At 48.1% G+C, this 23,359-nt stretch carries 18 protein-coding genes; 6 read left to right on the forward strand and 12 right to left on the reverse strand.

Annotation, left to right across the window (positions count from 1 at the left end):
- Positions 1-8 precede the first annotated feature (8 nt).
- The 9 genes from DF182_RS19875 to DF182_RS19915 form a co-directional block, all read right to left on the reverse strand.
- Entirely contained in the window at positions 9-2,192 is a 2,184-nt protein-coding gene (locus tag DF182_RS19875) for a xanthine dehydrogenase family protein molybdopterin-binding subunit (RefSeq protein ID WP_113617564.1), read from the reverse strand.
- Positions 2,189-3,169, reverse strand: a complete 981-nt coding sequence (locus DF182_RS19880; RefSeq protein ID WP_113617565.1) for an FAD binding domain-containing protein — start codon at positions 3,167-3,169, stop codon at positions 2,189-2,191. The genes DF182_RS19875 and DF182_RS19880 overlap by 4 nt, the downstream gene beginning before the upstream one ends.
- A complete protein-coding gene (locus DF182_RS19885; RefSeq protein WP_113619651.1) occupies positions 3,166-3,795 on the reverse strand; it encodes a (2Fe-2S)-binding protein in 630 nt (209 codons plus the stop codon). Before DF182_RS19885 ends, DF182_RS19880 begins: the two co-directional genes overlap by 4 nt.
- A gap of 161 nt (positions 3,796-3,956) precedes the next feature.
- Positions 3,957-5,540 carry a RagB/SusD family nutrient uptake outer membrane protein gene (locus DF182_RS19890; protein WP_113617566.1) on the reverse strand — a complete coding sequence of 528 codons (1,584 nt, stop codon included), beginning with the start codon at positions 5,538-5,540 and terminating at the stop codon, positions 3,957-3,959.
- Positions 5,541-5,559: 19 nt separating this feature from the next.
- A complete protein-coding gene (locus tag DF182_RS19895; protein ID WP_113617567.1) occupies positions 5,560-8,976 on the reverse strand; it encodes a TonB-dependent receptor in 3,417 nt (1,138 codons plus the stop codon).
- Between the two features lie 170 nt (positions 8,977-9,146).
- The gene (locus DF182_RS19900) at positions 9,147-10,322 is read right to left on the reverse strand and encodes a FecR family protein (RefSeq protein ID WP_113617568.1); all 1,176 of its coding nucleotides are present in this window, start codon (positions 10,320-10,322) and stop codon (positions 9,147-9,149) included.
- Between the two features lie 119 nt (positions 10,323-10,441).
- Positions 10,442-11,041, reverse strand: a complete 600-nt coding sequence (locus tag DF182_RS19905; protein WP_113617569.1) for an RNA polymerase sigma factor — start codon at positions 11,039-11,041, stop codon at positions 10,442-10,444.
- 153 nt (positions 11,042-11,194) lie between these two features.
- The gene (locus tag DF182_RS19910; RefSeq protein ID WP_113617570.1) at positions 11,195-11,758 is read right to left on the reverse strand and encodes an SMI1/KNR4 family protein; all 564 of its coding nucleotides are present in this window, start codon (positions 11,756-11,758) and stop codon (positions 11,195-11,197) included.
- A complete protein-coding gene (locus DF182_RS19915) occupies positions 11,751-12,965 on the reverse strand; it encodes a tetratricopeptide repeat protein (protein ID WP_113617571.1) in 1,215 nt (404 codons plus the stop codon). Before DF182_RS19915 ends, DF182_RS19910 begins: the two co-directional genes overlap by 8 nt.
- 102 nt (positions 12,966-13,067) lie before the next feature.
- Here DF182_RS19915 and DF182_RS19920 point away from each other — a divergent pair, with 102 nt between their 5' ends.
- On the forward strand, positions 13,068-13,451 hold the full coding sequence (locus DF182_RS19920; RefSeq protein ID WP_113617572.1) for a hypothetical protein: 384 nt from the start codon (positions 13,068-13,070) through the stop codon (positions 13,449-13,451).
- Positions 13,452-13,456: 5 nt separating this feature from the next.
- On the opposite strand, the gene DF182_RS19925 is transcribed toward DF182_RS19920, so the two are convergent.
- Positions 13,457-14,434 (reverse strand): sugar phosphate isomerase/epimerase family protein, encoded by a 978-nt coding sequence (locus DF182_RS19925; RefSeq protein WP_113617573.1) that lies wholly within the window; start codon positions 14,432-14,434, stop codon positions 13,457-13,459.
- 205 nt (positions 14,435-14,639) lie between these two features.
- On the opposite strand from DF182_RS19925, the gene lepB reads away from it, so the two are divergent.
- Positions 14,640-15,848, forward strand: coding sequence for a signal peptidase I (lepB, locus tag DF182_RS19930; RefSeq protein ID WP_113617574.1), 1,209 nt, complete (start codon positions 14,640-14,642; stop codon positions 15,846-15,848).
- Between the two features lie 130 nt (positions 15,849-15,978).
- On the opposite strand, the gene DF182_RS19935 is transcribed toward lepB, so the two are convergent.
- Entirely contained in the window at positions 15,979-17,172 is a 1,194-nt protein-coding gene (locus DF182_RS19935) for an MFS transporter (RefSeq protein ID WP_245957500.1), read from the reverse strand.
- A gap of 87 nt (positions 17,173-17,259) precedes the next feature.
- Positions 17,260-18,078, reverse strand: a complete 819-nt coding sequence (locus DF182_RS19940) for a helix-turn-helix domain-containing protein (RefSeq protein WP_161964190.1) — start codon at positions 18,076-18,078, stop codon at positions 17,260-17,262.
- Positions 18,079-18,234: 156 nt separating this feature from the next.
- Here DF182_RS19940 and DF182_RS19945 point away from each other — a divergent pair, with 156 nt between their 5' ends.
- From DF182_RS19945 to DF182_RS19960, 4 genes are all read left to right on the forward strand, one after another.
- Entirely contained in the window at positions 18,235-19,200 is a 966-nt protein-coding gene (locus DF182_RS19945; protein ID WP_113617576.1) for a YheT family hydrolase, read from the forward strand.
- 181 nt (positions 19,201-19,381) lie between these two features.
- Complete coding sequence (locus DF182_RS19950; RefSeq protein WP_113617577.1) at positions 19,382-20,527, forward strand: FecR family protein; 1,146 nt, start codon at positions 19,382-19,384, stop codon at positions 20,525-20,527.
- Positions 20,528-20,608: 81 nt separating this feature from the next.
- On the forward strand, positions 20,609-21,196 hold the full coding sequence (locus DF182_RS19955) for a TetR/AcrR family transcriptional regulator (protein WP_113617578.1): 588 nt from the start codon (positions 20,609-20,611) through the stop codon (positions 21,194-21,196).
- Positions 21,197-21,247: 51 nt separating this feature from the next.
- Positions 21,248-23,296 (forward strand): HelD family protein, encoded by a 2,049-nt coding sequence (locus tag DF182_RS19960; protein ID WP_113617579.1) that lies wholly within the window; start codon positions 21,248-21,250, stop codon positions 23,294-23,296.
- Positions 23,297-23,359 lie beyond the last annotated feature (63 nt).

The raw sequence follows: 23,359 nt of genomic DNA on the forward strand, positions 1-23,359 counted from the left end.
GTCTTACATCAAATCAGTTTATCGGGCGTGATGGGTAAGTCACGCACCCTTTTGCCGGTAGCGTTGAACACCGCGTTGGAAACGGCGGCGGCGAAGCCTATCAGCGAAATTTCACCCAGTCCTTTGGAGCCCATCGGGTTAATGACAGGATCTTTTTTATTGATGAACAGTACATCCGTAGGTGGTGTGTCTGCATTCACCGGTACGTGATAGTCTGCGTAGTTGTTGTTTACGAAACGGCCGAAGCGGTGGTCCAGTAGCGCTTCTTCCGTGAGTGCCATACCGATGCCACCCACTACGCCGCCGATCATCTGGCTGCGGGCTGTTTTAGTGTTGACGATAGTACCGGAATCGGCCACACTTACAATATGTTTGATTCGTACTACACCGGTAGCCGGGTGAACATGTACTTTGGCGAAATGGACGGAGAAAGAATACATCGCGTATTTTTTTCTTTCCTCACCACCCTGTGAGGTAGTGGTGACAACCACTTCGGGCAGCTGCTGTTGTTGCAGCAATTCCGTATAGCCGATCCTGGTAGTGCCGGCTACCAGTTGTCCGTCTTCATATTTTATATCAGCTATCTGCACGTTTTTAAAGGCCGGATGACCAGTGGTGGCCAGTTCTCCCAGTTTATGCTGCAAGGCCAGGCATACATCATTGACTGCACTGCCTACAGTAGACACGGTAGAAGATCCGCCCTGGCGGGGGGCTTCCGGATATGCAGATTCCCCCAGCAGGAATTTTATTTTTTTAACATCGATGCCGGTGGCATCTGCAGCTATCTGTACCATGGCGGTGGCGGTGCCCGGACCGATATCCGCAGCGGCACTGCGTACGATGAGGGAGCCATCTGCTTTGAACGTAGCGCTGGCAGTAGCTCTACCACGGCCGGCGCCGAATACGCCGCTACTCATACCATAACCTACGAGCCAGCCGTTTTCCTGCAGCTGACGCGGTGTATTGCTGCGTTGCTGCCAGCCTATTTTAGCGGCTCCCATCTCATAGGCCTCTTTGAGGTATTTGCTGGAATAAGGCAGATTTTTTTCCGGATCGATATCAGCATGATTGAGGATACGTAATTGCAGCGGGTCCATGTTAAGCTCATGGGCAAGCTCATCGAGGGCCGATTCGAGCGCGAAAGCGCCGGTAGCTTCTCCGGGGCCCCGCATCCATACCGGTGTGCTGAGGTTGAGTGGTACCAGCTGGTAATGTGTGTTGACATTCGGACAGGCATACATCATACGGCTCATGCTTACGATGGCCTCGGTGAAGTCTTCATAAGGCGAAGTAACTGCTACCGCTTCATGTGTGATGCCGGTGAGCTTTCCATCACTGGTAGCGCCGATACCTATTTTCTGCATGGCAGCAGGACGGTATCCTACCAGGGTAAACATTTCCTTGCGGTTGAGCACCAGCTTTACCGGTTTGCGTATTTTTTTTGCAGCCAGTATAGTGGCCACTTCCATGGGCCATACACGGAGTGCCATACCAAAGGCACCACCTACAAACTGCGAATGAACGGTAATATTTTCTTCCGGTAGTTGAAACAGATTTTTTAGTGTCTGTTGGACACTCTTTACGCCTTGTGTTTTAGCATAAAGGGTGAGTTTATCCGGTGTTTCCCAGTGGGCGATGATACCGGCCAGCTCCATGGGGTTGTGTACTTCGATGGGAATATTGTATGTTGCTTCAACAGACACCGGTGCTTTTTTCCAGGCATCAGCCTCACCACGGAGGTAGTCTTTCATGTTTTTATTCTGAAAGGCTTTGTCCATGTTGGCGGCCATGTCTGTTTGATGTACTTCCTGGTTGTAGCTTACTTTTACCAGGGAAGCGGCGTGTATAGCGCGTTCCAGGGTGTTGGCCACCACGATGGCCACCGGTTGGCCATTGGAATAAATACGATCGTCGTAGAATATTTTAAGGCCTTGTTTGGGATTGGGATTTTCCAGCTTGTATCCCGGAACGGGCGGCGCGTTGAGATGTGATACGACATCGGCCACACCAGGTGCGCGTAAAGCTTTGGTGGTGTCGATGGCGGCAATGCGGCCGCTGCTGATAGTGCTGCATACCAGCGCAGCATACAACATACCTTCGGGTTGATGATCGGCGAAATAACGGGCGGCCCCGGTCACTTTCAGCCGGCCGTCAACGCGGTCCATGGATTGTCCTACGGCTTGCTTTTTCATATGGCAGCTGCTTTTTGTAAGGCGGTGACGATACTGTTTTGTGCCAGCGGCACTTTGAATGCGTTATGTTTATACGGTCGGGCAGACTGGGTAGCAACGGTAGCGGCTATACGGAAATTTTCCGCTGTCGGTGCTTTTCCGATGAGTGTTTTCTCTGCTTCCTGCAAACGCCAGGGTTTGTGGGCTACACCGCCCATGGCCAGCCGGGCAGCACGGATGGTATTATTGCTGATATCCAGTGCTGCGGCCACAGACACCAATGCAAAAGCATAGGAGGCGCGGTCGCGTACTTTCAGGTAATATACATTTTTAGTGAAGGGACTGGCAGGTATCTCTATACCCGTGATCAGCTCATTTTTAGCGAGGTTGTTGTCTTTGTCGGGTGTATCTCCCGGCAGGCGGTGGAAGTCGCCGAAAGGTATACGGCGGTTGCCTTTAGGACCGGTTACCAGTACCGTTGCATCGAGGGCTACCAGCGCGATACACATATCGCTGGGATGTACAGCGATACATTGATCGCTGGCACCAAAAATGGCATGCATACGGTTGATACCACCAATTGCACCACAACCACTGCCGGGCGTTCTTTTGTTGCAGGGCATGGAAGTATCATAAAAATAACTGCAACGGGTACGCTGCATCATATTACCACCAATGGTGGCCATATTGCGCAGCTGCTGTGAAGCGCCGGCCAGCAGGGCCTGCGATAACAGCGGGTGATGTGTTTTCACGAGCTCGTGGGCGGCCACCTCACTGTTGAGTGCCATGGCGCCTATATGCAGGCTATTGTTTTGCAGGATGATGTCTTTGAACGGAAGCCTGTTGATATCTATCAGTCTTTCCGGTGCCAGCACGCCGCTTTTCATCAGGTCGAGCAGGTTAGTGCCACCGGCGATAAAACGGGCATTTTTGTCTTTGCTGATAGCATCGATGGCTGCTTTAGCAGTGGTAGCGCGTACGTAGGAGAACTGGTTCATACGGTATACCCTCCTTTTTTTACTTCCATAACAGCGTCCACGATATTATCATAAGCGCCGCAGCGGCAGATATTACCACTCATGAATTCCCTGATTTCCTCGGGTGAACCGGCATGTCCTTCGCGGATGCAGGCCACGGCCGACATGATCTGGCCAGGTGTACAGTAACCACACTGGAAGCCATCATGTTTGATGAATGCTTCCTGCATGGGATGCAGGGTGTCTCCCTGTGCCAGTCCTTCAATAGTGGTGATCTTTTTCCCTTCCTGCATCACAGCAAGCGTCAGGCAGGAATTGATCCGCTGCCCGTTGATATGTACTGTACAGGCGCCGCATTGTCCGTGGTCACAGCCTTTTTTGGTACCGGTAAGGGCCAGCTGTTCCCGCAGTAGATCGAGCAGGGTGACCCTGGGTTCTACGGAGAGATGGTAAGCTTTGCCATTGATATCCAGGTTGACTGGTATCTTTTCGAAGGCGCCGGCGATGGCTTCATCGTTTTCCCCTGCCTTTACTACCAGCGGAGGCGTGAGTGCCAGCGCCATAAGGGCGGAGGACTGTTTCAGAAATTCACGCCGGGATTCCTGTTTACCCGGACAAGAGGGTTGTTCTTTAGGTGCTTGTGACATGCTACACAAGGTTTTATTGGGCAAAAGGTATAGTTTTTCCGAGAGATGTGCAAACCTTTGGGAGCTTTGATGGATGAGCGGTACAAGGGTTTTACCTCGATTAAAATAAAAAGCCAGGGAGCGGAACTCCCTGGCTGTCATTACTCCATATCTTTTATCTGCTAGTATCCCGGGTTTTGCGCCAGGTTTTTATTGATATCTCTTTCTTTCTGTGGTACAGGCCACAGGTAATCGCGCAGCGGATTAAAGGTACGCTGGTCGGCCACTACGTGGTCGCCGGTGAAGACAGTGGCACCTGTAACGGCATCTACTGTGCCCAGGCGGGTACCATAAACAGTACCGGACCTTACGGTAGTGCCTATCTGCCAGCGCTGGATATCAAACCAGCGGAGACCTTCCAGTGCGAGCTCTGCTCTGCGTTCGCGCCTTATCAGGTTACGCAGGGAAGTAACATCGCTATACACAGTTCTGTCTACCAGCGGCATACCAGCGCGGGCCCTTACTGCATCGATGGCTGCATATACAGTATTATCGATTACACCGGATTCAATCTGTGCTTCTGCATAGGTGAGCAGGATTTCGGCATAGCGGATCACGATGATATTAAGACCAGTGTTCCACATATCCGGATAGTCAGACAGGAAAGCGGTGAATTTTTTCTCGATATAGCCGGTAGGAGAGTTGTTGCCTTCGCTGTAAAAGTCAGCAGCTTTAGGAGAAATCGGATCATAGAATTTATTTTCATATTTCAGTCCCGGGTACACGATACTGGCGGCCAGCCGTGGGTCTCTGTTGCTGAAAGGATTGCTGTCATTGTAACCGGAAGCTGGGTCGTCAATGGTTTTGCCATTGGTCATCTCATAGGCGTCTACCAATGATTGGGTAGGGCTGAGTGAAGCCCAGCCACCAAAGGAAGAAGAAGGCATGATCCCTACATCACCGTTATTGTTGTCTTTTTCATTGGCTTTGTACTGTACATCCAGGATTACTTCCTGATTGTTTTTAAAGGCCTGCCGGAAAAGGTCGGTGTAGCTGGGATACAGGCTGTAACCTAAAGCCATTACCTTTTTACAATCATCGATGCAGGCAGCATAATTTTTATCATACAGTTCCATTCTGGCTTTGAGCGAGAGGGCTGCGCCTTTGGTGATACGACCTACATCACTGCCTTCGTATTTTTCGGGCAGTATCTGAGCAACAGCGGTCAGCTCATCTGCTACAAACTTACGCACATCTGCTCTGGGCGTCCTACTTACGCTGTTGGCTTCCTGCACTGTGAGTGTTTTGATTACCAGGGGCACATCACCGTACAACTGCGACATGTTGAAATATTTGTATGCCCGCAGGAAACGTGCTTCTGCCTTAAAACGTGTTTTCAGTGCTTCATCCATCGGCACTTTATCCACATTCTCCAGAAAACTGTTGCATCGCTGGATGGTGGTATAATCCCATTTGTTCACGGTCTGCGGATCCGCAGGGGAGGAGGTACCATTACCGAGGTGCTGGTAGTTGTCCCATGGCCACTGGCTGTAGGAATTGTCGCTTACAGCATCCATATAAAAAATGTTGAAACTGGTTTCCCAGTCTTTGTAACAGCCGCTGAGTGCCGCGGTGGCTGCGGCCTGACTGGTCCATAGTGATTCATTAGTGTAGGCATCCAGCGGGCCTTTTTCCAGTAAGTCTTTCTGGCAGGCTGTCTGCAGCAATGCAGCAGCGATTAATATGTGGAGGAGGTTTCTTTTCATGATCTTGATTGCTTAATGGTTAAAAACTAACATTTACCCCAAATGTGTGCACTTTCACTTGTGGATAGTAATAGATGCTGCTTCTGATGGAAGCTTCAGGATCTATCCAACTGTAGAGGTGATCAAATGTGAGGATGTTTTGTCCGCTATAATAAAAACGCACTTTGCCAATTCCAGCCCTTTTGGTCAGCTTCTCTGGCAAAGTGTAACCTATCTGCAGGTTTTTCAGGCGCAGATAGGAGCCATCTTTCACCCAGAAAGAGGAAGGAGTATTGGAAGGATCGTTTTGTTTGTAGGTATACCAGATGCGGGGCATAGATGCATTAGGGTTGTCAGCTGTCCAGGTGTCGAGCAGAGCAGAGGTAGGTTTGTTAGCATCGCCACCCACAGCGCCGATTTTGCCGGCATCGATATAGGTTTTAACACCGGCAGCACCCTGAAGGAAAACGCTGATGTCAAAGTTTTTCCAGGAACCGCTGAGGTTGAGGCCGAAAGTCACTTTCGGGAAGTAGTTGCCCAGGTATTGTCTGTCGGCTGCATTGATGGTATCGTTACCGTCTCTGTCGCGGTATCTGATATCGCCGGGACCTGTTCTGGTAGATTGGAACGGACCCTTCTTCACTTCGTCTTTAGACTGGTAGATACCATCCGCGATATAGCCATAGAGGGCATTAACGGGATAGCCTACCTGTTGAAACGTATATCCGTCAATGATAGGACCAGCTCCATGGAGATCGGTGATCTCATTATGAATAAAGGCGGTGTTGAAAGATGCGCTGTAGCTGAAATCTCCCTTGCGGTTGTTGTATCCCAGCACAAATTCCCATCCGCTGTTGAGAACGGCACCTGCGTTCTGGATAGGCTGGTTAAGGCCATAGGTAGCAGCTACAGGTATGGCCAGCAGGATATCAGAGGTGAGTTTGTGGAAGTAGTCGGCGGTGAAGCTGAGTTTACCGTCCAGGAAGCCGGCATCGATACCAACGCCGGTTTCGGTGGTTGTTTCCCATTTGATGTCAGGGATAACGCCATTGATCTGTGCTACACCTGGAGAGACTACTGCAGCGGGGCCACCAAATACATAGTTCTGGTCTCCGTTATAGGTAGGGATGTAAGGGTAATAAGGGTAGGTGGGATATTTGGTATCGTCTTTCCCTTTTACATACTGGTTGCCCAGCTGGCCCCATGAAGCTCTCAGTTTAAGGTTAGACACTACCTGTTTCACCGGCTCGAAGAAAGCTTCCCTGTCGATGTTCCAGCCGGCAGAGAAGGAAGGGAATACGCCCCATCTGTTGCTGCTGGCGAAACGGGAAGCACCATCGTAGCGCAGGTTGGCTTCCAGCAGGTATTTGCCGTCGTAGTCGTAGTTCAATCTGCCGAAGAAAGATTCCAGCCCCAGTTCATAGGAGTAACCGCTGGCTGTTTGGCCGTCGGTGGAGCCGAGGTTGAGGTCTGTCAGCTGGTTGTTGAGATACCCTTTGCGATAGCCATCATTGAAGGTGTATTTCGTTTGTTCACGGGAGTAACCACCCAGTATTTTAAAATTATGTTTGCTGAAGGATTTGCTGTATTCCAGCAGGGCCTGTTGGGTGATGGTGTTACCGAAAGTGTTTTCATCGGTCACGGAGCTGGGGCCCTGATAGAAGGTTGGGTCACCATCAGCATTATAGTATTGCTGATCGGCCCTGAATTTTTTATTGTGGTTGATCTTCATCACATAGGCCAGGGATGGTTTGAAGTGGAGATCTTTAACGATTTCCCAGTCTACGCCCACATTGCCTACGAGGTCGTAATAGGCATACTGGTTGAGGCTGTTGCCTTCGAGCCATGCCATGGGGTTACCGTCGCCGATGGCGCCGTATTGCCCATTGGCATATTTATAGGGGATGCGTGGATTGATCCTGTTGATCTGTCTTACCAGCTGGGAAAAGTCGCCGGTATATGGGTTGGACGGCTCTTTCTGACCGGTGGAGGTAAAGCCGATGTTGGCATTTACTTTTACATGGTTGGCAACTTCGGAAGTCAGGTTGAGGCGCGTCGTATATCTTTTGGCGTTAGTTTTCTTTACCACACCGTTTTGATCGAAGAGGCCGAGTGAGAGGGCATATTGTGTTTTTTCAGTGCCTCCTGTCATGCTCAGGTAGTGGTTTTGCTGGATATCATTGCCTTTATAGAACAGGCCGAGCCAGTCGGTATTGGGGTAGTTGAAAGGATCAGAACCGTCTTTAAATTTTGCGATCTGGTCCGGGGTATATTTAGCCGTTTTACCTTCATTGAGCGCAGCCTGGTTTTCCAGGGTGGCTACCTGCCAGGAGGGCAGGAAATCGGGCAGGCCGGTAGGTTTCTGTTTACCTACGTAGGCGTTGTAGGAGAGCTGGGCTTTTCCCTTTTTACCTTGTTTGGTAGTGATGAGGATAACGCCGTTGGCTGCACGGGAACCATAGATGGAAGCGGAAGCTGCATCTTTCAGCACAGACATGGAAGCGATATCATCAGGGTTGATGTTATTAAGGTTGCTGACGTTGGTGATCACCCCGTCGATTACGATTACGGGATCAGCATTGTTGAGCGTACCGATACCACGGATGCGGATTTTAGCCTGGTCAGCACCTGGCTGGCCGCTGACAGCAGCGGTGACAGTCACGCCGGGCATGGTGCCCTGTAAGGCGCTACTGACGCTGGAGACAGGCCTGTTGGCCAGTTCTTTGCTGCCGACGCTGGCCACGGAACCGGTGAGGTTGGCTTTCTTCTGCGTGCCGTAACCTACGACAACCATCTGTTTCAGGGTGCTGACATCTGCAGCGAGAGAGATGCTGAGATGTGTTTTGCCATTGAGACTGATTTCTTTGGATATATAACCGATGCTGGTAACAGTTACTACAGCGTTGTCATCTACATTGGCCAGTTGAAATTCGCCGCTGGCGTTGGTGATAGCGCCTTTAGTGGTTCCTTTTACCATGATGGAAGCACCAGGTACGGGGGTACCATTTTCGTCCACTACCTTACCGCTGATGGTTACCGGCGGTGGTGGAGGGGTGCTAAGGGTGGTGATATGGGCCGGTTTATCATTACGGGTGATAAAAACGGTATTACCCTGTATTTCGTAGCTGAGGGTTTGTCTCTGCATTACCTGTTCCATAGCGGATTGCAGGGAGGCGTTTTTCAGTTCTACGGTTACAGGCTGTGTATTTTTCAGGTCTTCTTTGTCATAAAAGAAGGCGTAGCCTGTTTGTTGGCGGATAACGTTGAACACTTTCTGCAGGCTGGCAGATCTGGCAGACCAGGTAATGGTCTGGGCGCTGCTGTTGGCACTTACCTGTAATACTGCCATCAAAAGGAAAAAAGAAGTTAGTTTCATCACTAACAGGAGTTTGTTGGGTAGCCCCGCCTGCTTCCAGTGTCTGCGGGGACCGGAATTACCAATAGCTTTAAGTTGCATACTTTTGCAATGTTTGGTTGAATGAATAAATAGTGGTTTAACTGAACTAAGGCCGGGGTAGGACGCCAATCTTTATCCCCGGCTTATTTCATTATAGTACATGGGAATGCCTCTTGGTTAGCCTGAATTAATCATTGTTCCTGATTGTTTTTCATTGTTCATTTATAAAGTCATGGCTGGATGATAATCCTTCGGCCATCTTCAATCCTGTATTTAATTCTTGTTCTGGAAAGTCCTTTTAATACTTGTGAAAGGGAGAGGCTGCGGCCTATTTCCCCGCTGAATACGCGGTCGGGTATTTCGCCTTCGTATGTCACTTCTACATTATACCAGCGTGCGAGCTGCCGCATCACGGTGGGAAGGTCAGCATCATTAAAAGAGAAATAACCTTCTTTCCATGCCACGATGGAGGAGAGGTCTACATTATCAGCTACGTGTACATCGGTATTGAGTACGCTCACCCGGGCCTGCTGGCCGGGTTTGAGCAGCAGTTGCCGGTTGTGCGCATGCAGCCGTACAGCACCTTCCAGCAGCGTGGTGTTGATGCTGGTCTCGTCCTTATAAGCATTAATGTTGAAGTGGGTACCCAATACTTCCACAGTGGTATTATTAGCTGTTACGCGGAAGGGCATGTCCGGATTTTTTGTGACCTCAAAGTAGGCCTCACCGGTGACGGAAACTTTTCTTTCGGCGCCGGCAAAGGCGGTAGGGTAGGTGACAGAAGAACCTGCATTGAGCCATACGGTGGTGCCATCCGGTAGTACCAGCTTGTACTGGCCGCCGAGCGGAGTGCTCATGGTGTTGTACAGTATTTTACCCCGGCTGTTGCCGGAAGCATCATATACAAGCTGGCCGTTGGCCAGTTTGGTGATTTTACTGTTTCCCTGTTGTGCCAGCACGCCGTTGCCGGCGCTGTCCAGCGTGATCTGTGATCCATCGCCGAGGGTGAGCATGGCCTTGTTGCCACCGGGAGCTACATCCGGCGTGGTGCTAACTACCACCTGAGGAACAGGTGCAAGGGAGGGCCGTTGCCAGAGATAGATGGTGCCGGCAAGTAGTAGAACACATGCTGCTGCAGTCCATCTCCAGAACAGTGGAACCACACGGCCTGGCGCCGGCGCTGGTTTATCGGCAGCCAGTATAGCTGCGATAACGGGTTGCCATACAGCAGGGTCCTCATCTTCCGTTGACGGAATGGCCGGGCCATGGAATGCCTCCAGCCGGGCGTTGACAACGCCGGTATCATCCGCCTGGATCATGTCCAGCAGTTCAGTGTATTCCTCATCGGTAGCGAGGCGTTGCCGGGCTCTTGATAGTAAATATGTCAGTCTCTCAGTATCTGGCAATGACGTGGTTTTTGCGATAACGTGAAAAAACGATTCTGGTGGGGAAAGCCCGGTTGCAGGGGACCCCTGCCTATACGTACTGCGAGCGGGGCAGTAGTACCTATCTTCCTGAAAAAAAATTAAAAAAAGTTGCAAAGGCAGCAGGAGAGCACCAAAAGAGGAAGTATGATACCATGTTTGACAAGATATTCCCGGATCGTACGCAGTGATCTTACCAGGGAATTTTTGATGGTCTGGCTGGAGAGGTTTAGCTGTTCCGCTATTTCAGCGATTTTAAAACCGCCGTCACGGCTAAGGGTATATATTTTCCGGGCCTGGGGCGGCAGTTGAGCGATGGCTTCCTGAATCAGCCGGGCTGTTTCCGTGAGTGACAGGCTATCTTCGGTAATATTAGTGTATTCATCTTCTTCCCGGGACAGCAGATGGCGGGCCTTTTCGCGGACACCCTGTTTTTGCAGCCAGCTATAGGAGCGATGATAGGTCATTTTAAAGATCCAGTTACGAGGACTGGTGACCTCCGGGAGCTTATCACGGCCCATCCAGAGGCCCAGGAAAATCTCCTGGACGATGTCTTTTACGGGGGCTTCCTCCTGTATGATCTGGCGGATAACAGGACTGATCCGGGGCACATACAGGTGAAACAAAGCTTCAAAGGCAGCTTCATCTCCTTCTGCAATCCGGTTGAATAAAACAGTCTCCTGTGCTAAATCATGCTGCATTCTGAAAGGTCCAGATACTAAAACTAAAATTGGTTTATTGTCCCCCCTGGCATATGGTTTAACGGGTACAACAATGTAATGGAAGAATGGCAACCGGGGTTGTCAAAGATAACATGATAAATTAGAAAAAGGCAGCGAAATATTGACGGATGGCTATAAGCGGTAGCGCTTGCCGGCATGTTTTACTTCAAAGTCCTGCATTTCCTTTTGCAGATCACGTTTGCGGCGTAAGTAGGTTTTGAGGTCTATTTGAGGTCTTTCCGTTTCCAGGACGGAGAGGGCTTTGTGCAGCGCCATCCAGGAACTTCTGAGCCGAAAGGTTTCTGTTTCCCGGAAAGCAAGTACACCAGGGGATTCCCGGATAATGTTCAGTGAGTATCCTTGTCGTGTCCACTCGGTAAAATCGTCATTCAGTACCTCCATACAATCGGGGTCCAGCGCGCCATAGCCGGTGGTGTATACAGTGGCCTGTGTGGAAGAAGTGTCCAGAAAGATGCCCTGTCCGCCGCTGTCATCTCCGATGCTGATATAGGAAGGAAGATACTGTTGTACTGCATAGGTCTGGTTTCTTTCTATGAGATCGTCAGTACCGTATAGTGTTACCAGATCTGTTACCAGCAAGCTTTCAGAGCTTTGTTGTGTTTCCAGGAAACGGATATAAGCACCCGGCAGGGTAATGCCGAGTGCTGTTTCAATATGTTTAAGCTGCTTATCCATTACTTTTCAGGTGGGTGAGCCACTGTTGTGCAAACTCATTGCCGGGTTCCAGTTGCAGCACTTTCTCAAAGGAAGCGATGGCCTGGGGCATATCTTCCATATGATAAAAGAGGATGGCGCGGTTGAGATGTACGAAAGTATTGTCGGGCGCTATGGCCATGGCTTTATCGTAGCAGGCCAGTGCTTCCGGATAACTTTGTTGCAGCAGGTAAAGGGAACCTTTGTTGACCAGCATTCCCGGCTCATTGGGAGCCAGCTCTATTCCTTTCTGCGCATATTCCAGTCCCATTCTCAGTCGGCCTTCCACGCTCCGCTGGATATCGTCATTGTAACCGTTGTCTTCCATGAAGGTAATGCTGTGGTTGATACTTTCCAGCAGGGTCCTTACCTCATTATCGTACCAGGCGGCACTTTTATCTACCTGCTGAGTGAAGGGAACCGCTTCCAGGTCGATGTCAGCATCCAGCTCAGCAGTGGATTTCATTTTGTCCTTAGCAGGCGCATACCACCACTCGCAGAACTTGCCCAGTTCACCTCCTTCCGGCAGTTCGTCTGCAGGAGGAAGTCCTTCTTCAAAGATGGCATCATTGGTCACTACGAGCTCCAGTATCGTTTCCAGTGCTTTATAGTCAATGGGTTCTTCTTCCTGTTCGGCAGCCATCACCATGAAGGGCAATAGGAGATACCAGCTGTTGAGCAGGTCTTTGTTTTGTTGTTGTGCTGCGGCTTTAGCAATGCAGAGCGCAAGGGAGAAGACGTCCTTTTTTTCAGGTGCCACTGCATCGGCTCCCTGCAGGGTACCATTGGCTACCATGGCCTCCCATAAAGAAGAGCCTGCATCGCAGTACAGGATATAAGTCTGTTGCTGATGATCATAGTTGGCATATCCGGCTACCGGGTTGTTTTCTTCATCCCATTCTGCTTCGGGTTGTGTATAGATGAAGCTGAACTTCTGTGTGGCTGCCAGCGTATCAAAAAAAGCTTGATGCTGTGTATAGGCAGGGTGTGCTGTTATCGGGAAAGTATATACGAAATGGTGCTGAATCAGCAGGTCCATTACCCGGAAATGGGTAAAGCCGGTATCAAACTGTGATTGCAGATCATACAGGTTGTAAAAAAGGCTTCTGCGGTCCAGTGAATCATCCTGGCTTTCGTGCAGGCAATAAACGGACAACTCCACCAGGGATTCTATTTCATGCATCGACATATAACTGCGCTTTAATTTAAAGTGCGAAAATACGGGATATTGTTTATTGGGATGTATTTGTGGAAAATGGAATATAGGACATCTGATATAAAATGATTACCTATGAATAATGTGGTTCTTCCTATTGCCAAATTATGCTTTGTGCTGAGTAGTCTGATGATAGTTCACAACAATGGTTATGAACTATATTTATATGACCTGGAAAGATTATGGTTGTCGGCTTTAGTGAATGGGAAACTACAGGTGGAATGGTGGATAAATGCTGACATGGGCTTTTTAATCCTGGCACAGCTGTCTTTACTGTTAAGTATTTTTATCCGTGTACGCTCTCTTTGGATAATAGGGCTTGCCAGCGGAATAGTATTGTGTTTATCACTGATTAGCGTGACTGGTAGTTTTATGCTGAATCAATGGTGGATGGCACTGGCCATTGTATATGGTGTACTGCTGGCGGTTATGTTTCCCCGGGCCGGAGCCCGGGGATGACTGCTCTATTTCAGCAATACATTCTTCACATAATTATAACTCTTCGTAATACTTTCAAACGGATCAATAGTGATTTTATCCTGTTCTACGAAGATGTGCTGTACGCCGGCTTCGCGGGCTTTGGCGAATATCTGACGGAAGTTGATACTGCCGGTGCCTACTTCGGCGAAGCTAACGCCGGACAATAACTGCATGGATGTTTTATTTTCATTGCCGGGGGCTGTGAGGCTGGCAGTGTTCTTTTTATCCATGTCTTTCACATGCCAGGCCACAAATCTGCCGGGGGCCTTTGCAAACAGTTTCAGTGGATCTACTCCTGATTTAACGGCCCAGAAAAGATCCAGTTCAAACGATACCAGCGATGGGTCGGTGTTTTTGAGCATCACCTCATAACCGGTGGTATTGCTGCCAGCCAGTTTTTTAAACTCCCAGTGATGATTATGATAGCCGATTTGCAGGTTATGTTTTTTGCATATTTCACCGGCTTTGTTCAGCTGCTCTGCCATGAACTTGTAGTCATCAGCGGTGAGTTTTTTATCCCATAATGAAAGTGGCAGTACGGGTACGATAAAGTATTGTTGTCCGAGCTGGTTGGCAAGATCTATCTGTGGCTGCAGTGCGGCATCGTTGCCATTACCTGGAGTGAGAAAGTCATTGAGTTGATAGTGTCCGCTGGGTGTGGTAAGCTGATATTCCTGAAACAGGGCTTTGAGTTCAGCAGGAGTGAGGCCCCAGAAGGTTCCTTTGTCTTTGTCGCCCTGATAGCCGTAATAGGTTTCCACTTCCTGATAGCCGATCTGTGCTACCCGGGTGATAGTACCTTTTACATCGCGGTCCAGCAGGTCACGCAGGGTATATAGCTGGAGTCCTATTTTACGGGCGAACGCTTTTTTCTCTGTCTGAGCGAAAAGGCCGCCGGGAAGCATCATGCCTGCCGCGAGTAATCCGGCCTGCTGAATAAAGGAACGTCTTGAGTTCTGCATTTTATCGTAAAGTTTGTAACGTGGATAATGATCGGTATCCATTTAAGAACAGATGCCGGGGCATGAAAATAATAAATCAGATGCATCTGGTGAAGAAAATGTTGCTGCGGCTTTACTGCAGCGGATTTCAGCCAAATAAATTTTACTGGATGTGGTTTTATTTAGTTAAATTGTTAAGACAACTTTTTATCCTAAAGCCAACTCGATGAAGCTATTTTTCTGGAAGAGAAAAGGAGCTGGAGGCGTTCAGAAAAAAAAATCGAAGATAAGGGAGTGGGTGGATGCTGTTATATTTGCCGTAGTAGTGGCTACACTGCTCAGGACTTTTATCTTTGAGGCTTTTATGATCCCCAGCGGTTCTATGGAAAGGACCCTTTTAATCAATGATTATCTTTTTGTAAGTAAAATCAGCTATGGTCCTCGTATTCCCATGACCCCGCTGGCATGGCCTTTTACAAATCATACCCTGCCTTTCACCAAACGAACGAAAGCCTTTTCCACTGCGATACAATGGCCTTACATGCGATTGCCCGGTTTTAGTCATATCAGCCGTAATGATGTGATTGTGTTTAATTACCCTTGCGGCGATACGGTATTGTATAGCAAATTTGGTAATGACGAAGATTATTATCCTCAAAAGCGTAATCTTCATCCGGATTCCCTGAAGAAGTTTTATGGCGACCCTTTCTATCGTCCGGTAGATAAACGGGAAACCTGGATTAAACGCTGTGTAGGCATCAGCGGAGATACTATCCTGATAGCAGACGGGAAACTTTACGTGAATGGTAAGCCAGGATTCATTCCACCCAATTCACTTTCCGGCTACCAGGTAAAAACAAGGTCCGGTAAGCCTTTCGGCGATAAAGAAGAGCATGCCCTCAGCCTGGACCCCGGGCATGGTATGGGAATGGACTCTTCCACATGTTCCACCTATTTAACCTATAACCTAACGCTTGATAACGTAAAAACGATCCGTAAATGGGGAGACACGATCAACCCTGACAAGAAATTGCGTGTCCGCAACAGTATCTTCCCTGCAGATCCGGATAAATATCCCTGGAGTGAGGATGTCTTCGGGCCTGTGTATGTTCCTAAAAAAGGAGCGACCGTTCAACTGGATACCTGTGTGCTGCCATTTTACAGACGCGTCATTGAAACTTATGAAAACAACAAACTGGTAGTAAAAGGAGACAAAATATTCATCAACGGACAGGAAACTACATCTTATACTTTTAAGATGAATTATTACTGGATGATGGGCGATAACCGGCATGAGTCCATCGATTCCCGGTTCTGGGGATTTCTACCCGAAGACCATCTGATCGGCAAGGCCTGGATAATTTGGTTTAGTTATCATAAAGACTATAAGGAACGTTATATCCGATGGAACAGGTTTTTTTCGCTTATCAAATAAAAACTGTGATAGGCGCGATTTTGATGATTCTCCTGATGTGAGAAGATGGAAGCGAAGTTTGTCAGATGAGAAGAGATTGGAGCGAAGTGTTTGGCTTGAAAATATTGAAGCGAAGCGCAAAGCGCTTCGCTTATTTTTTTTGTTGTTGCAGATTGAGAAGAAGGGCGATCATTACAAAGGTTCCTCCCAGGAAACATACACCCGTCCAGTGCCAGTGGCTCCATACCTGGGCGCCCAGTAAAGATCCGATGGCGCCGCCAGAGAAGGCGCTCGACATATAAACCGTATTAAGCCGGCTGCGGGCTGCGGGCAATAAGGCAAATACTTTTGATTGATTGGAGATATGTGTCACCTGCATGCCTATATCGAGCAGTATAACACCTGCGATGAGTCCGGCGAGTGAAGTAGCAGATGCCCCCATGATCACAAACGATACCAGCGTAGCGATAATACCCAGTCTGATTGCAAACTGCGGTCCCTTGCGGTCGGCTGATTTTCCGGCCATGGGTGCTGCCAGCGCACCACAGGCACCTATCAGTCCAAACATGCCTACGGCATCGCTTTTATAAAAAAATGGAGCTCCTTCCAGCAAAAAAACAAGCGTTGTCCAGAATATGCTGAAGGCGCCAAACATCAAGAAACTGGTTATGGCAGCCTGCCGCAGCGGAGGAAAGTTTTTTATCAGCGAGAACAGTGACCGCATCAGGCTACCATAGCTGCCAGAGAAAACAGGTGGGTCCGGCGGCAGCTTACGATACAGTACCATTAATAAGATAATCATTATTGCAGCTCCGATCAGGAATACGGCCCTCCAGCCCAGGTGTGCTCCTATCAGGCCACTCAGGGTGCGCGACAACAAAATACCTATCAACAGGCCGCTCATCACCTTACCTACTATTTTTCCGCGGGCTTCATCCGGCGCCAGCGTAGCGGCCATAGGCAGCAACAGCTGCGGGACAGCAGAAAAAAATCCTATCAGCAGGCTGGCTGCTACCATCATGTAGTAGTTGACTGCAACAGCTGCCATCAACATACTGATTACTGCTCCTGCAAGCTTCCATAATATCAGTTTGCGTCTTTCTGTTTTATCGCCCAGCGGCACTACAAAAAACAATCCCAGCGTATAACCCACCTGTGTGATCGTGGCTATGACACTTACTTTTCCTTCACTCACGCGAAATGTTTCCGCGATCATCAGTAACAGTGGCTGATTGTAATAAATATTGGCTACTACCATTCCACAGGTGACTGCCATCAACAACACCAGGGTGCTGTTCATCAGGCCGTCCTTCCTTTTGATGGACGGCTGCATCACATTTTTCATACTATTATTTGTTTGCGGCAAAATTACACCTGTTGACAAGCAGGAGATGGTACTGATTATTAGATGGCAGGTACTTTTTATAAGTAGTTAGATCTGCCGACGGAAATTGACCGGTGTCTGTCCGGTATATTTCCGGAAGAAGCGCGAAAAATAGGAGGTATCGTTGAAGCCGAGGGAGAAAGCGATCTCCTTGATATCCATATCAGTGAGGGTAAGCAGGCGTTTAGCTTCCAGCAGCAGTCGTTCGCGGATGTATTCACCGGCGGTGGTGGAAGATTCTTTTTTGCATACCAGATTCAGGTAGCTGGCTGTTACATGTAGTTTGGCGGCATAGTAGCTGACTTCGCTATGCTGAGCGTAATGTTTTTCCAGGAGCTGCAGGAACCGGTTGATGAGCCGGTGGCCGGAGGCCGCTGTTTCCGATGGATAAGCACTGGCATACCAGCGTTGCAGGAGTAAGAGTATTATTTGTAACCGGTGTTGTGTAATATTGGCGGCGGTTTCAGCAGACATCAGCCGTAATTCGGTGGCCAGCTGTTCATACTGCGCAATGGTGAGTTTGAGCAATGGCGGCGCGGAAGGCGTGAAAAAAGGCCATAATGGCCCTTTATGCAGCATAAACCCACCTGCAAACATCACCTGATAACCAGTCGTATTCCTGGAGAGATGCCACTGATGGGCCTGCCCGGGTGCCAGAAAAAAAACGGTGTAGTTACTTACCTTATAATCATGGAAGTCGATAGTATGGGTACCACTACCTTTTTCCACCATCAGCAACATAAAAAAATCATGTTTGTGCGCTTCCTCAATCACAGGCTGGTTGATAGGCTGATGCTGTATCATTCTGAAATCTTCCTGTCTGTAGGGAAGATTAAATATTTTTTCTATGCCGAAAGTAGGTAACAATGATGAGTATGATTTTGCTGATGCTCCTGATATGCGAAGATAAGCGAGAAGATAGAAGCGATAAATATATATATTGAAATTAAATAAAATACTCATACTGGATCTTCACACTTATCTTCGCATATCAGGAGCATCATTAAAATCATAGAGATCACAGTGCCAGTAGCTAATCAGTCCGACTATAAGCCGCCTTTTTTATTACGAAACCGTCATATGGTGACGATCTATCCTTCTTTGTTCCGGAAGATCAGGCCGGCTGATTATCAGCGTCGGCGGATTACTACACGGGACGGGGATTTTCTGGATCTGGATTTCAGTGAAAAAGGAAGCGACCGGATAGTAGTGATATTGCATGGGCTGGAAGGGGACTCTACCCGGAAATATGTATTGGGAATGGTACATATTTTTAATGGGGCAGGCTTTGATACTGTATCCATGAATTTCAGAGGTTGCAGTGGGGAGCCTAACAAATTGCTGCGCTTTTATCATAGCGGGGAAACGGGCGATCTGCACAGTGTGGTGCAGTATCTTCTTTCACTGGGAAAATATAAATCCATTCATCTGGTGGGCTTTTCCCTGGGAGGAAATGTGACCCTCAAATACGTAGGAGAACAAGGGACTGGTATTGCTCCGGAAATCAGGTCGGCAGTAGCCATTTCAGTGCCGGTAGACCTGAAAAGCAGTTCTGCAGAGCTGGAGAAGCGGCATAATATCGTTTATATGCAGCGGTTCATTCGGAACCTGGAGGAGAAACTAAGGCTTAAACAACAGCAGTATCCCAACGACATCAACCTGGAGGGTTACAACAATATCCGGAGTTTCAGACAATTTGACGACCGCTATACCGGCCCTATGCATGGGTTCCGGGATGCACTGCATTACTGGGAGCAATGCAGCTCCCGGCGTTATCTGCACCAGATCAGTATTCCCACCCTGCTGATCAATGCTAAAGATGATCCGTTTCTGGGATCGGACTGTTTCCCTTACGAAATAGCTAACGCCAGCAATACGTTTTTTCTGGAAACTCCGTTATATGGCGGACATGTGGGCTTTGTCCGGTTCAATAAAGAATTTTACTGGTCAGAACAGCGGGCCCTGGACTTCATAAAGCAGTACATATAAGCAACGCCAGGAGGAAAGAATTCAGTGCGGCGCAGCTTATTTTTTACTATTTTTAAATCCAGTGCCGGAAAAGCTGATGCCAGCCAGTACACAAACTTATCTCGACCTGATAAAAATATCAGATTGAAAAACCACTAACCCGGTTCACCTGAAAGAACATTTTAATCGTATTATACCTGTAATGACCACCAACCGCGATCAAATACGGATATTGTTCAAAGAACAGCTTACGGGCGCCCTTTCGGAGTCTGCTGCACAGCAGCTGGAGCAGCTGCTTCAGGAGGACCCTGCTGCCCGTGAAGAGTGGGCTGCCCTGCAGGAACAGGAGACAACACTGACAACCATGGATACGCGGCGCAGAAGGAATGCTACGGAACTGACTCCAGATACGGGGACTGCCCGGCCGCATCGGATCATTTCCCGCCAGTGGTTTGCCTGGGCGGCAGCCGCATTACTGTTGCTGATCGCTGCCGGTAGTTATTTTATCTATCACACTCACCAGCATGTTCCGGGAGACAGGCAGATTTCCCGCAATTATGTGCCTGTCAAGGCCACTGTACAGCTGCTGATTCCGGGAAGGACTTCACTGGCCCTCACCGGAGATAGTGCCGTACAGATATGGCAGGAAAGAGAGGTACGCCTGTACAACGATGCCGGCTTACTCCGATACAGCGGCTTGTCCAGGGGTTATGGACTAAATACACTGTTGGTGCCCGCTGGTGCTGATTACCGTCTTATCTTGTCGGATAGCACGGAGATATGGCTGAATGCCTCTTCCCGCCTACGTTTCCCGTTCAATTTCTCCGGTAATAAAAGAGAGGTATATCTGGAAGGAGAAGCCTGGTTTAAAGTAAACGCCAACGCAGAACATCCTTTTGAAGTACATACGCCCAATACTACTGTTACCGTGCTGGGTACCACTTTAAATATCAATACCTACGACGATGAAAGAGTACGGGTGTCTCTGATAGAAGGTGCCGTCAATGTAAAAGGTACCACCGATGAAGTCGTGACGCTGAAAGCCGGTACTGAATCGGTATACGGCGATTACAACGGTATACGTACCGCCCCCTTCGATACTACGGAAGTGCTGAGCTGGATGAAAGGTGTCTCTGTTTATCAGGATAAAAAATTAAAAGAGCTGAAACCCATGCTGGAACGCTGGTTTGGCGTACAGATAATCTTTGATAAACCTGAAATAGCCCACATCACAACCTCCGGTCAACTGGAAAAAAATAAATTAACAGCTTTCCTGCACCATCTCGAAACAACCAGTCGTATCCGCTATTATTTCTCCGGTAACGAATTACACTTTAACCTGCCCTAAAATTCTGTTTGAAATTGACTGGTATTGTTGATTCCTTTGTAATAATTTTTAAATGAGCGACTGTTCATTTATATTTGTGCCATGAGACCAAGGGATGAAAACAAAGCTACCCAGTTAAAGCAGACAGCCATCAGCATGATTGTGCGGGATGGCATCGAGGAATTTGGTGTAAACAAACTCGCCAAAGCGGTAGGGGTATCGCCTGGTACCATCTATATCTATTTTAAAGATAAGGAAGCATTGTTGCTGACACTTTGTGAAGAAGTAAGTGCCACTATGCTGGAGTCAAGCCTGAAAGACCTGCATCCCGGAATGCCCTTTGAAGCTGGCATGCGGCTGCAGTGGAAAAACCGTTACCACTTTTCCCAAAAACATCCCGAACTGGTGGCGTTCATCGAAAAAGTACGCTATACCTATGTGTATGAATCTATTGAGGAAAAACTGACTGCCACCTATGGCAAGTTGCTGGGTGCTTTTATTAAAAAAGCGATAGCAGATAAAGCACTGGCGGAAATGCCATTTGAAGTCTACTGGTCACTGGCATTTGCACCTTTATACCAGCTGATTAGTTTCAGCCGGCAACAAGGTGATCGCAAACGGAAGTTTGTACTGACAGACACTGTGCTCGAAAAAGCGCTGGCGCGTGTGCTGAAGGGCCTGAAACCATAAAAATTTTTTGCTCTTTTAAATGAATGAGTGCTCACTAAATAATAAAAAAATATGTGTTTAATAACTGAACAAGAAGAAAGAGAACATCTGGAGGTTATTAAATCAGGAATAACCCAAACGATTCAGGCTGGTCAGCAGCTGGCTAAAAGGAAAGCGGCTGAACTGCTGGAACAGAAAACCTATTTGCGGGACAATAAAGAAGAAAAGGCCATCCTGCACCAATCAGTTACACAGATGGCTGGCAGCGGAGAAGCCGCTCTGGCGAAAGTAAAACAGTTACAGCGACTGTTGCAGACACCTTATTTTGGAAGAATAGATTTTAAAGAGAAGGAACATACGTCTGCACAACCGGTATATATCGGAGTTTGCGCGCTGAAAGACCCTGATTCCCATTCCAATCTTGTATATGACTGGAGAGCGCCGGTCAGCAGTATGTTCTATGATTTTGAGACCGGCACCGCATTTTATCAGGCACCTGCCGGTGAAAGAAAAGGTGAAATCACACTTAAAAGACAATACCGGATCAAAGACGGACAGCTGGAGTTTATGATAGACACTGCTGCCCATATTTATGATGAACTGTTGCAGCGGGAGCTGAGCAATCGTTCTGATGAGAAGATGAAAAACATCGTAGCTACCATCCAGAAAGACCAACATGCGGTCATCCGTGAAGAAGAAGCTCCGGTACTGGTGATCCAGGGTGTGGCTGGTTCCGGAAAAACCTCCATCGCGCTGCATCGTATCGCTTTCCTGCTCTATAAACACCGGGAAAACATCTCCTCAAATGATATCCTGATTTTATCTCCCAATAAAATATTTTCCGATTATATTTCTAATGTTCTTCCGGAGCTGGGTGAGGAAAATATTCCTGAAACAAGTATAGGCAGACTGGTGAATGAACTGTTGAATAATAAATATGTTTTTCAAACCCTTTTTGAACAAACCAGTACTCTGATGGAAAACAAGGATGCAGGTTTGAGTGAACGAACCAACTTCAAATCATCCTTTGACTTTCTTCATTCGCTAAATGAATATGCAGTATACCTGAATAATCATTTTTTTCAGCCGGAAGCCTTGCCAGTAGGGAGATATCTCATACCGTCAACAGTAGTGGCAGAACAATACGCATCTTATCACCGGCTTCCCTTATTGAAACGAATCCCGGAAACTGCCGGCGCAATCGTGCGGTATTTACAATATAAACATGGATATGAAGCAACAGCGGCCGACAAATCGCTGATTAAAAAAGCGCTTACCGCTATGTCGGGAAGTACCAACGTGTTGCAGTTATACAAAGCTTTTTTTACCTGGTGCGGAAAACCAGGCCTCTTTAAAATGTTGCCGGGGAAAGTATTAGAGCACCCCGATGCTTTTGGCCTGGCTTATCTCAGCATCTGCCTGGAAGGTGTCCGGCACAACCGGAAAGTAAAACACCTGCTGATAGATGAAATGCAGGATTATATACCGGTGCAATATGCGATCATATCCAAGCTGTTCAGCTGCAAACTCACGTTGCTGGGAGATATCAACCAGTCGCTGAATCCGGCTGGTAAAATGGGGCTTGATATCTTTAAGAAACTTTTTCCTCAATCACAGCAGGTGAAACTGAATAAAAGTTACCGCTCTACTTTTGAGATCATTTGTTTCGCGCAACAAATTGCCCCCAACAGTGAGCTGATCCCTGTAGAAAGGCATGGCAAGGTACCGGGGATTTACATCGAAAAAGACCCTGCTGCTGAAGTAACGCGCATCCATACACTGATAATGGAGTTTGCAAAAAACAATAGTTATAAGTCCCTGGCCATTATCTGCAAAACAGAAAAAGAAGCCGCTGCCATGATGGAGACCTTGACGCATTTACGAGTCCCGGTGTCCTTGTTGACTGCTGCCAGTAACAAATTCACAGACGGGGTGATGGTGATCAGCGCCCACCTGGCCAAAGGGCTTGAATTTGATAAGGTGATCATTCCCATGGTTACAGAAAAAAACTATCAAACAGATATGGACAGAAGTATGCTGTACATTGCCTGTACAAGGGCGATGCACGAGCTGGATATCACTTGTTCGGGCCGGATTGCAGCCTGTTTACAGGTTCTGTAAAATGAATGGCGGGAATTGCGCGCAGGAAATTTTATTTTTGTTGTTATGACCGCTAAACCGTTT

Origin of the sequence: Chitinophaga flava (assembly GCF_003308995.1) — a bacterium.
Taxonomy (GTDB): Bacteria; Bacteroidota; Bacteroidia; order Chitinophagales; family Chitinophagaceae; genus Chitinophaga; species Chitinophaga flava.

Coding starts and splice junctions, on each gene's coding strand:
- DF182_RS19875 (WP_113617564.1), bottom strand. CDS start 2,192: ATGAAAAAGCAAGCCGTAGGACAATCCATGGACCGCGTTGACGGCCGG.
- DF182_RS19880 (WP_113617565.1), bottom strand. CDS start 3,169: ATGAACCAGTTCTCCTACGTACGCGCTACCACTGCTAAAGCAGCCATC.
- DF182_RS19885 (WP_113619651.1), bottom strand. CDS start 3,795: ATGTCACAAGCACCTAAAGAACAACCCTCTTGTCCGGGTAAACAGGAA.
- DF182_RS19890 (WP_113617566.1), bottom strand. CDS start 5,540: ATGAAAAGAAACCTCCTCCACATATTAATCGCTGCTGCATTGCTGCAG.
- DF182_RS19895 (WP_113617567.1), bottom strand. CDS start 8,976: ATGCAACTTAAAGCTATTGGTAATTCCGGTCCCCGCAGACACTGGAAG.
- DF182_RS19905 (WP_113617569.1), bottom strand. CDS start 11,041: ATGCAGCATGATTTAGCACAGGAGACTGTTTTATTCAACCGGATTGCA.
- DF182_RS19910 (WP_113617570.1), bottom strand. CDS start 11,758: ATGGATAAGCAGCTTAAACATATTGAAACAGCACTCGGCATTACCCTG.
- DF182_RS19915 (WP_113617571.1), bottom strand. CDS start 12,965: ATGTCGATGCATGAAATAGAATCCCTGGTGGAGTTGTCCGTTTATTGC.
- DF182_RS19920 (WP_113617572.1), top strand. CDS start 13,068: ATGAATAATGTGGTTCTTCCTATTGCCAAATTATGCTTTGTGCTGAGT.
- DF182_RS19925 (WP_113617573.1), bottom strand. CDS start 14,434: ATGCAGAACTCAAGACGTTCCTTTATTCAGCAGGCCGGATTACTCGCG.
- lepB (WP_113617574.1), top strand. CDS start 14,640: ATGAAGCTATTTTTCTGGAAGAGAAAAGGAGCTGGAGGCGTTCAGAAA.
- DF182_RS19935 (WP_245957500.1), bottom strand. CDS start 17,172: ATGAAAAATGTGATGCAGCCGTCCATCAAAAGGAAGGACGGCCTGATG.
- DF182_RS19950 (WP_113617577.1), top strand. CDS start 19,382: ATGACCACCAACCGCGATCAAATACGGATATTGTTCAAAGAACAGCTT.
- DF182_RS19955 (WP_113617578.1), top strand. CDS start 20,609: ATGAGACCAAGGGATGAAAACAAAGCTACCCAGTTAAAGCAGACAGCC.
- DF182_RS19960 (WP_113617579.1), top strand. CDS start 21,248: ATGTGTTTAATAACTGAACAAGAAGAAAGAGAACATCTGGAGGTTATT.